Origin of the sequence: Bartonella fuyuanensis (genome assembly GCF_014197255.1) — a bacterium.
Lineage (GTDB): Bacteria > Pseudomonadota > Alphaproteobacteria > Rhizobiales > Rhizobiaceae > Bartonella > Bartonella fuyuanensis.
The window spans coordinates 1-7,678 of sequence record NZ_JACIFE010000032.1; the positions used below are offsets into that span (position 1 = coordinate 1).

The following is a 7,678-nucleotide window of genomic DNA, read 5'->3' on the forward strand; positions in this document are numbered from 1 at the left end:
TCAAATTTTAGGGGATATTTTTGAATTTTAGACGCAATACGACCAGTGCCATACTGCCACTAAATACGATTTTTCACGTATTGTCAAGAGAAAAAATCTATATCTGGTATTTTTTTATTTTAAAACAGAATATATAGAATTTTCTAAAACATTTTAGATTTTATAAATTATTAAGTAATTATTATAAAAGGAAAAGGAAATGACAGGTCCAGAAATACTAGATGCCGTGTATATGATATCAATGATAGTTATATCACTCTTGACTATAGCGTTTTGTTTGCCTGCCGCTTTTTGATTTTCATTAATATTTTGTAGATTATACGTAATTATACGCTTTTACAAAAAAGTCTAGAGTGAGAAATTTATCTATATCGATGAACTAAATATTAAGCTCGTGACGGGCTGCTGTTGCTAAAAAAGCAGATCTTGTTAAACCTCTTTCTTGTGCACAATTATCAATTGCACGCAAAAGCCCTCGTTCAATTGATATATTTGTACGTACGACTTCTGAATCATTTTCAATAAAAGGAACTTGTATTAAAAAAGCTCCTTCTGACAAGGCTTTTTTGACAGCTTTCTGTTGTATCACTTCTTCAAATTTTAAAGGAACAGGCACTGTATCCATATCTTCACAGTAAAGTTGCAAAGCTTCAGTCGCATTTATGATAAGATTTTCTTCTTCATCAGCAGCAGAGAATAGACCTTCAAAATCAGGAAATTGAACACCAAAAGCAGAATCTTCATCTTTATGAACAAGAGCAAAAAATCTTTTCATTTTTCTTCTCCTTTTTTTAACCATCCTGCTTGTAGTGCAATAGAACGCGCTGTACCAATTGGAAGATTTTTCTTAGGATGTGGAACAATAACAACCTTATCATCTTTTTTAAATTTATGGTGCGAACCTTTTACTTTGATAAGTTCAAAGCCATTGCGTTTTAATTTTGCAATTATCTTTCGGCTGTTTTGTTCCATTCCCTAATCTTATAATGTGTATATATTTACACACTACATTTTTTCTTATTTTAAGTCAATATTTTTAATAATCAAAATATTTCTGGAGAGCGTTAAGGATTATCTGCAATGAAGGTACAAGGTATGGTAATTCTTGATCTTCACTAACAAGATACTGTAGCGCAGCATAAAAATTATACTGTCTGTAAAGGTGTTGTGTTTCTTTTATTACCTCTTGCATATTCAAAAATTGTTTTGTTGCAAATTCAACCCATTTTTTTCTAGCTGCTTCATCAGAAGATGAGGGCATTTTATCATAAATTGCACTAGGTAATGTTTTTGCACATAGATAATCATTTCTGACTTCAAGATATTTTTGCGCAGCATCATATTGGTCTTGATTGATTTCGCCTTGCAAATAAAGCCGCCCAATATAGACCGGAAAGCGGATTTTTAGCCTCTTCTATGGTCAAGCCAAAGCGTTTGGCACGCATTTCTATTGCCAATTTATTTATGGATTCATGTGGTGTTTTGGCTCGTGAGATACGACCATTTGGTTCTCTGTTACATCCTTTAATCCGAGGACGACCACGTTTTGCATGTTTTTTTCTTTTAGCCATATTTTTTCAATCAGAATGGGACGCTATCGTTAAGAGCTGTTCTATAATCTTGAGCACCTGAAGCGATAGCATAATTTTGAGAAGTAATGGGTGAAGGGGTAGGGGATGCTGATTGTTCTTTCTTCGCATCAAGCAAATGCAGTTCACCTTTATATTGTGACAAGACAATCTCTGTTGTGTAACGGTCATGCCCATTTTTATCTTGCCATTTGCGTGTTTGTAATTTTCCTTCTACGTAAACTTTTGAACCTTTGTTGAGATGAAGAGCAATTTTTGCTAAATGCGGATTAAAAACCACAATGGAATGCCATTCTATTTTCTCTACTTTTTGATTGGTTTTTTTATCTGTATAGCTTTCAGAAGTCGCTATACTAAAATTGACTATTTCTGCTCCAGAAGTCATCGTTTTGCTTTCGGGATTAGCACCAAGGCGTCCGATTAATATCACTTTGTTTAGCATATTTGTAGCCCCATTAGATTAGCAATTTATACATAAAAAATCTTATCATAATTTTATTATTTTTTCAATTATTTCAAAATGATATTATTATTTTTTAACATATAAAATTATGTTTTATAGCCTTCGTGGTAAAAAATTGAATTTCGCGAATTTATTCAAAATTTTGTTTCATGTAACTTTTTTCTATGTTATACGTTACATGAAACATAATGGAGATTTTGTTATGGCTACAATGCACGTCAATGAACGCGTTCAAAAACATCGCAACGCACAAAGAAAAGCAGGTTTGCGCTTAATGCAAATTTGGGTACCAGATACTCGTCAACCAAACTTTGCAGAAGAGTGTCGCCGCCAATGTCGCTTAGTCGCAAAAATGGATAAAACAGAGACATCTATGCAGTTATTAATGGATCAATCTTTCATGGATATTGATGGCTGGACAGAATGATGCGTGGATCTCTCGTCACAATAGCTATGCAAGGCGATTTTGGTAAACCAAGACCTGCGTTAATCATTCAAGCCAATCAATTTAGTGAACATACAAGCGTAACGGTTTTACCCATTACTAGTACACTTGTTGCAGCGCCATTACTTCGCATTACTCTCCAACCAGATACTAAAAATGGTTTACAAAAGACTTCTCAAGTCATGATTGATAAGATTATGACGGTAAGATGTGAAAAAATTAGCCCAGCTTTTGGCTCCATTCATGCAGATAAAATAGTGGAAATTGAACGCTGCTTAGCTGTATTTTTGGGAATAGTAAAATAAATGAGCGCCTCATGTTATTGTTTTGCTATCGGGGTAAGCGCCAAAGTGTTCGATATTATTTCAGTGCGGTGTGCCAACTTGAAAGAGACGAAACGTTATGAAGAAGAAATTTCGTTATGAGATTGACGTAGGTAATTTATCGCCTTTGATAGATAAACGAAGGGTTGAAATTGATGAACTAGCGGCAATGCCGGACAGTGTAATTGATCATAGTGATATTCCAACATGAGATGATGCATTCTGGAAAACAGCTGTTCGCAATCTATTCTATAGATCAAAGAAAACTGTCACAATAGTGCGTGTGGATTCAGACGTATTAGCATGGCTTAAGAGTCAAAGATTAAAGGCTACCAGACCCGGATTAACGCCATTTTACGTGATGCTATGCTTCGTTCAATGCGGTGACCTCTCCCTTCTCTAAAAAGCAAAGAATAGAGAGTTATATTAAAAAACTAAGCCGCTTTCACAATCGGTCTTGCTAAAACCTGTTTTGCTCTTTTGATTAATGTTTTGTATTTTGTTTCCTTCTTTTGTATCTACTCAATTGAATATCAAGAGCTTTTTCTAGTTCACGGTCTATTTCATCACAAGACAATGGGTACCCACTCTAACCATCATCTGTAATCTTACAAATCAAACGATCTTTCTTTGTAAGTTTTTTGATTTTCGCATTTACCTCATCTATCAACGCTTCACAACTCACCACGCTTCTTGGCAATTCACCACCATATAGCCAAGCTTTCACTTGCGCCTTGGTACTGTAATCAACTTTACAATGCATTGATTTATAATGATAATTCACTGTTTTGTATGTTGAATGAGAGTCTCGAATAACGTAGGATTCTCTCATTTCAAACCTGCTTATCTTGAATCAATCAAAACCACTCATTCGCACATCACAAGTGGGATGAGTGTGTGGATCAAATTTGTATAAGAAAGAATTAAAAATGGCTCTTATGAACCCTCTTAATGCAAGATCTGTCGCAACATTGGGGGCTGGCAAATATAATAATGGTGCCGGCTTGATTCTTCATAAGCGTAAAGATGGAGGTGCTCAATGGATTTTACGGTATACCCTTCATGGGTGCCGTCGTGAAATGGGATTGGGTGCTTTAAGAGATGTTTCTTTAAAACAAGCCCGTGAATTGGCAACAGGATGGCGCTCTGTTCTACGTGAAGGGCGTGACCCTATTAAAGAACGTGAGAAACAAAAGCGTGAAGCAATAAGCAATCTCCATTATTTAAAAGATATTGCTTTAGAGGCTTTTGAAAGTCGGAAAGCTGAATTAAAAAATGATGGTAAGAATGGAAGTTGGTTTTTACCATTACGCCTTCATATTCTCCCTAAATTAGGTTGTCTGCCCGTTTCAGAGATTACACAAACTGAGATACGCAATATTCTTACTCCCATTTGGCATTCAAAAGCTGCAACAGCAGAGAAAGCACTGAACCGTCTTAATCTTTGTCTCAAACATGCGGCTGCATTAGGATTGGATGTTGATTTACAAGCAACAGAAAAAGCACGCGCTCTTTTAGGCAAGCAACTTCATAAAACGCAAAATATACCAGCGATGGATTGGAAAGATGTCCCTGCCTTTTATCAGTCACTCTGTAAAACACAAAACATAACACAACTGGCTTTGCGGTTGCTTATTCTGACAGGTGTTCGCGCAAATCCTTTGCGTCATATTCATAAAGATCAAGTTGATGGCGATATATGGACTATCCCTGCTGAAAATATGAAAGGCAAGCGTGATACAACAAAAGAGTTTCGTGTGCCCTTATCATCTGAAGCATTAGACATTTTAAAACAAGCGCGGTTGCTTTCTCGTAATGATTTCTTTTTTTCTGCAACTGGTCGCGGTCCCCTCGCTGCAAATTGTATGGCTCAATATATGCAACAGACTGGACTAAACGCCTGCCCGCATGGTTTTCGTTCTAGTTTACGCGATTGGCTTGCTGAAACAACCGATGCTCCCTATGAGGTCGCTGAAACCATTTTAGCTCATACGGTCGGCGGTAAAGTAGAGCGTGCCTATCGTCGCACTGACTATCTAGAACAGCGCCGTGTTTATATGGATAAATGGGCGGCTTATGTCACTAGTCAATCTTAAGATATGGGGTGCATAACCCCATGATCTGTGGATAACTTTAGCTCTCTTCCCTCTCATTCCTTCTCAATTAGACTCATAATTTATCACATGAGAATTTATATGATAAAATATTGTTTTCTATAAATAAAATACCTTTAAAATTAAACCAAAATGTGGTTAATAAATACTTATGATTTATTTCCATTTTTATAGTGAAAGGATTTTAGAATGACAGAAAATGATATTCTTTTAACAGACCGTGAAAGTGCAAAATTGCTTCATATTAATTTTGGCGGAATATAAAATTGTAAGACTACAAAGCAGTTTTCAGTTTTGCCATTGCTTTTTTATTTAATTTTACGGCTTTCAAAACCATCTACGATAATATCTTTTAAAGAGTAGAGATTTGTTGCATTGCTTTACACTTTTGTTTTTTCATTCTTTTAAATAGAGATGATACTTCATTATGTAAAATAGAAGATTCAAAACTGTCTTGGATTATGAATCTAGCACTTGTTTTGAAGAGATAGTTTTCAATGTGTTTTCCACCAATTTCGTGCTAGCGTTGATGAAAAATATAAGATAAAAGTCACTGTAAATAGTATAAAATCCACCGTGCACTACTATCTTTACTTATATAAAAGATGCAGTCCTACTATTCCCTTTGTTCGTTTCCAATGTTAGATAGTTCTTGGTCTGCTCCTGCTATGGTTAGGTACTTAACTCTTTAAAAAAATAATTGCTATCGCTACACTTATTTTGCTTGGGGTATGTAAATCAATGATTTTGATTGATACAATCTTAAGAGGAAGAGGATGAGAAAAATTGATGATATTCAGCGTTCTCATTTAAGGTGTGAAATGACGACTAAGAATTATTATTCAATGAGTTGTATGCATAAAAGCAATATAGTTAATCTATAGAAAAGCGATATAATTTGAAGAAGAAAAGCTAGAAGAAGAGAAATTTTAGTTTAAGAGATTTTTTTATAATTCATAATAAGATCATGGAAATGATGAAAAAGGTAGTGACTATCTTGTGGTCCGGGAGAAGATTCGGGGTGATACTGAACAGAAAAAATTGGTTTTCCAATGATTCGGATCCCACAGTTTGAACTATCAAAGAGAGAAATATGTGTTTCTTGAACCTGTTGTGGTAAAGAGGCAGTATCTACGGCAAAACCGTGATTCATCGATACAATTTCAACTTTTCCAGTGTTAAGATCTTTAACTGGGTGATTAGCACCATGATGTCCTTGGTGCATTTTTACGGTTTTTGCACCAACCGTAAGAGCGAGAAGCTGATGTCCAAGACATATTCCAAAAATCGGTAAATTATGATCAATTAATGTTTTGATTGTTGGAATGGCATATTGAGCTGTAGCTGCAGGATCTCCTGGTCCATTGGAAAGGAAAATGCCATCAGGGTTCATTGCCAGAATTTCTTTGGCAGTTGTGTGAGCAGGCACAACAGTAATGCGTGCCTTTTGTGCTGCCATAAGGCGAAGAATATTGCGTTTAATACCATAGTCAATTGCAATGATATGAAGGTTGTGCACATTGTTTGTACTGTATCCTTTATTCCAACTCCATGGTTTTTCATTCCATTGCATTGATGACTGAGATGTCACTTCTTTCGTAAGGTCAAGATTAACGAGACCATGCCATTTTTGCGCACGTTTCTTTAAAGAAGGAATATCAAAATTTCCATCAGGATCATGCGCAATAACAGCATTTTGTGTACCCTTTTCACGAATAAGAATTGTGAGTGCACGTGTATCAACACCACACAGAGCAATAATTTTACGCATTTTTAGCCATTGATGAAGGTTTTCATTGGCGCGATAATTTGAGGGATGCGTAATGTCCGCTTTAAAAATAGCGCCAACAGCACCATGACAATTGAGAGGAGTGAGAGCTTCAATATCTTCACTATTTGCTCCCACATTTCCTATATGAGGAAATGTAAAATTAACGATTTGTTGTGTGTATGATGGATCTGTGAGGATTTCTTCATAGCCTGTGATAGCTGTGTTAAAACACACCTCAGCTTCAATGATCCCTGTAGCACCTGCTCCTTTTCCTTCAATAACGGTTCCATCAGCTAATACTAAGAGGGCTGTAGGTTTACTGACATTCCAAGGGCTGCTAGATGAAATCGTTTGTATCATAGTGTGTATCCACGATATTTTCTGAAAGCTACAAATCAACTTTATACAAAAATCACACCACTTAACAGATGCTGTGTATTATTTTGGTAATATTTTTTTTAATAAAAAGTATAAATACATTTCATGAAGAGGTAAAGTCTTGTTTTTATCTTTTCTAAGATCAAGTCCTTAATTCTTTTTTATCTTGCATTGCAAGCTAGATAAGGATTAGTTAGGAGGCATTTTCTGCTTGAACAAAATTGGATAAATTTATGTGCGTGATCAGATTAATGCGGCTCTTCGAGCCGCTTTGAAAACGCAAGATAGTGCACGGATTTACACTTCGTTCAACGAATGCTGCAATTAGGGATCATGATATTCTATTATGATGAAGGGAAACTATAAGCGGATGATCAGGAAATCCAGTTTGTTTTCACTAAAATGCTTTAACAGTGTGAAGCATTGATGCGTATCATGAAGAAAGAAGTACGTCATAAAAATACAATAAAATCAATAGATTATTTGTAATTATTTTATATTGAATCCACTTAAGAATCCATCCTTTTATGTATGATTCATTTGACCATTTTTTATATAAGATTGGCATGTATGAATAGATCCTAAAAAGCAAATC

The 7,678-nt window shown here is 35.5% G+C and carries 8 protein-coding genes and 2 pseudogenes; 4 read left to right on the forward strand and 6 right to left on the reverse strand.

The features are described from left to right. Positions 1 to 379: 379 nt before the first annotated feature. The 4 genes and pseudogenes from GGR08_RS07275 to ssb all read right to left on the reverse strand — a co-directional run bounded on the left by GGR08_RS07275 (position 380) and on the right by ssb (position 2,031). On the reverse strand, positions 380 to 775 hold the full coding sequence (locus GGR08_RS07275; protein ID WP_011180290.1) for a type II toxin-antitoxin system HicB family antitoxin: 396 nt from the start codon (positions 773 to 775) through the stop codon (positions 380 to 382). Continuing rightward, a complete protein-coding gene (locus tag GGR08_RS07280) occupies positions 772 to 972 on the reverse strand; it encodes a type II toxin-antitoxin system HicA family toxin (RefSeq protein ID WP_183194668.1) in 201 nt (66 codons plus the stop codon). Before GGR08_RS07280 ends, GGR08_RS07275 begins: the two co-directional genes overlap by 4 nt. A gap of 64 nt (positions 973 to 1,036) precedes the next feature. Next, positions 1,037 to 1,571: pseudogene (locus GGR08_RS07285) on the reverse strand (hypothetical protein). Between the two features lie 10 nt (positions 1,572 to 1,581). Then, positions 1,582 to 2,031: a single-stranded DNA-binding protein gene (gene ssb, locus GGR08_RS07290; protein WP_183194669.1), complete on the reverse strand. Its 450-nt coding sequence runs from the start codon at positions 2,029 to 2,031 to the stop codon at positions 1,582 to 1,584. Positions 2,032 to 2,254: 223 nt separating this feature from the next. Between ssb and GGR08_RS07295 the strand changes: the two genes are divergently transcribed. The 3 genes from GGR08_RS07295 (at position 2,255) to GGR08_RS08550 (ending at position 3,031) form a co-directional block, all read left to right on the forward strand. Continuing rightward, positions 2,255 to 2,479, forward strand: a complete 225-nt coding sequence (locus GGR08_RS07295) for an antitoxin MazE family protein (protein ID WP_183194670.1) — start codon at positions 2,255 to 2,257, stop codon at positions 2,477 to 2,479. Continuing rightward, on the forward strand, positions 2,479 to 2,802 hold the full coding sequence (locus GGR08_RS07300) for a type II toxin-antitoxin system PemK/MazF family toxin (RefSeq protein WP_210273974.1): 324 nt from the start codon (positions 2,479 to 2,481) through the stop codon (positions 2,800 to 2,802). Before GGR08_RS07295 ends, GGR08_RS07300 begins: the two co-directional genes overlap by 1 nt. 97 nt (positions 2,803 to 2,899) lie before the next feature. Beyond that, positions 2,900 to 3,031 carry a hypothetical protein gene (locus GGR08_RS08550; RefSeq protein WP_281377825.1) on the forward strand — a complete coding sequence of 44 codons (132 nt, stop codon included), beginning with the start codon at positions 2,900 to 2,902 and terminating at the stop codon, positions 3,029 to 3,031. Positions 3,032 to 3,304: 273 nt separating this feature from the next. On the opposite strand, the pseudogene GGR08_RS08435 reads toward GGR08_RS08550, so the two are convergent. Beyond that, positions 3,305 to 3,577 (reverse strand): annotated as a pseudogene (locus GGR08_RS08435) (hypothetical protein); the annotation flags it as partial. A 172-nt stretch (positions 3,578 to 3,749) separates the two neighbouring features. On the opposite strand from GGR08_RS08435, the gene GGR08_RS07315 reads away from it, so the two are divergent. Continuing rightward, the gene (locus tag GGR08_RS07315) at positions 3,750 to 4,916 is read left to right on the forward strand and encodes a tyrosine-type recombinase/integrase (protein ID WP_183194672.1); all 1,167 of its coding nucleotides are present in this window, start codon (positions 3,750 to 3,752) and stop codon (positions 4,914 to 4,916) included. 952 nt (positions 4,917 to 5,868) lie between these two features. On the opposite strand, the gene carA is transcribed toward GGR08_RS07315, so the two are convergent. Then, positions 5,869 to 7,065, reverse strand: coding sequence for a glutamine-hydrolyzing carbamoyl-phosphate synthase small subunit (gene carA / locus GGR08_RS07320; RefSeq protein ID WP_183194673.1), 1,197 nt, complete (start codon positions 7,063 to 7,065; stop codon positions 5,869 to 5,871). Positions 7,066 to 7,678 lie beyond the last annotated feature (613 nt).

Coding starts and splice junctions, on each gene's coding strand:
- GGR08_RS07275 (WP_011180290.1), bottom strand. CDS start 775: ATGAAAAGATTTTTTGCTCTTGTTCATAAAGATGAAGATTCTGCTTTT.
- GGR08_RS07280 (WP_183194668.1), bottom strand. CDS start 972: ATGGAACAAAACAGCCGAAAGATAATTGCAAAATTAAAACGCAATGGC.
- ssb (WP_183194669.1), bottom strand. CDS start 2,031: ATGCTAAACAAAGTGATATTAATCGGACGCCTTGGTGCTAATCCCGAA.
- GGR08_RS07295 (WP_183194670.1), top strand. CDS start 2,255: ATGGCTACAATGCACGTCAATGAACGCGTTCAAAAACATCGCAACGCA.
- GGR08_RS07300 (WP_210273974.1), top strand. CDS start 2,479: ATGCGTGGATCTCTCGTCACAATAGCTATGCAAGGCGATTTTGGTAAA.
- GGR08_RS08550 (WP_281377825.1), top strand. CDS start 2,900: ATGAAGAAGAAATTTCGTTATGAGATTGACGTAGGTAATTTATCGCCT.
- GGR08_RS07315 (WP_183194672.1), top strand. CDS start 3,750: ATGGCTCTTATGAACCCTCTTAATGCAAGATCTGTCGCAACATTGGGG.
- carA (WP_183194673.1), bottom strand. CDS start 7,065: ATGATACAAACGATTTCATCTAGCAGCCCTTGGAATGTCAGTAAACCT.